Genomic DNA, 1,207 nt, shown 5'->3' with positions numbered 1-1,207 from the left:
CAGGGGTGTCGAAAGAGTCAACTGCGGTCCAAAGCTGTTGGACTTGGGTGAAAAGGGCGTTTATTCTTCCTATACGTATGATTCAAACTGCAGATGAGTTACATTTGAAAGAAAAGGTGAAAAAACCAATTGAGAAATTATTGCATGTGCTTAATGCCTCAAATAAAAAATTAATTATTCAATACCGATCATTATGAAACTATCATTAATTGTTGCCATGGATAAAAATTTTGGCATTGGTAAAGACAACGATTTGTTATGGAAATTGCCGGCTGATATGAAATTCTTTAAAGAAACTTCAACAGGTCATGTAGTAATAACCGGACGTAAAAATTATGAATCTATTCCTGAGAAATTTAGACCCTTGCCAAATCGTGAAAATGCCGTTTTAACTCACCAAATCGGCTATCAAGCACCAGGAGCTCATGTCTTTTTTTCACTTACTGAATGTTTAGAGTTCTATAAAAATGAAACCGAAAGAACTGTTTTCATCATTGGTGGGGGACAAATTTATGCAGAAGTTATGCAGCGAAACATCCTTCAAGAAATGTATATCACACAAGTAGATGGAGTGTTTGACGCAGATACTTTTTTTCCTAAATTTTCTGAATCTGAGTGGAATAGTGAAACTGTACTGAAACAGGGTATTGATGAAAAACACGCTTTTGCTTTTGAAATAAAAAAATATACACGTAAATAACTCTAAAACTTACTGTTTTTGTTGAAATGTTTTGTATGTAACGGTTTCAAAACTTCAACGACCTTACTAACTTTGCCTCCTTATGATTTTATGTATAGCTGAAAAACCTTCTGTGGCAAAAGATATTGCCGAAGTAATTGGTGCAAAACAACGCAACAACGGCTTTTATGAAGGAAATGGCTATTGGGTAACCTGGACTTTTGGCCATCTGTGTACATTGAATGAACCCCATGATTACAAAGAAAATTGGAAATACTGGAAATTGGAAGATCTGCCAATTGTACCTAAAAAATTTGGCATTAAACTAATTGATAACGATGGAGTAAAAAGGCAATTTGCTGTTATTGAAAAATTGGTAGCATCTTGTTCTGAAGTCATCAATTGCGGGGATGCCGGGCAGGAAGGGGAGTTGATACAAAGATGGGTATTGGCACCTGGTCAAGAAAGCGGGCCATACCCACCAAGTGGCCAAGACGGGCGCGGTCACCCTGATCCAGCGTTTTGGAT

General features: G+C 37.0%; 2 protein-coding genes and 1 pseudogene. All 3 read left to right on the top strand.

The genetic code is table 11. The features are described 5' to 3' along the window. The coding region (locus tag R7E47_RS24780) for a hypothetical protein (protein WP_206926159.1) at positions 1 to 197 on the top strand (197 nt) is incomplete at its 5' end. Further along, entirely contained in the window at positions 188 to 700 is a 513-nt protein-coding gene (locus R7E47_RS24775) for a dihydrofolate reductase (RefSeq protein WP_086371372.1), read from the top strand. The genes R7E47_RS24780 and R7E47_RS24775, both read left to right, overlap by 10 nt. A gap of 82 nt (positions 701 to 782) precedes the next feature. Next, a pseudogene (locus tag R7E47_RS24770) lies at positions 783 to 1,070 on the top strand (DNA topoisomerase III); the annotation flags it as partial. Positions 1,071 to 1,207: the final 137 nt, after the last annotated feature.

The sequence above is a fragment of the Vibrio sp. Vb1026 genome, from assembly GCF_033338745.1.
Classification (GTDB): Bacteria; Pseudomonadota; Gammaproteobacteria; order Enterobacterales; family Vibrionaceae; genus Vibrio; species Vibrio alginolyticus.
The sequence above is the reverse complement of the archived record's forward strand: the minus strand, read 5'-3'. Positions and strand labels throughout refer to the sequence as shown.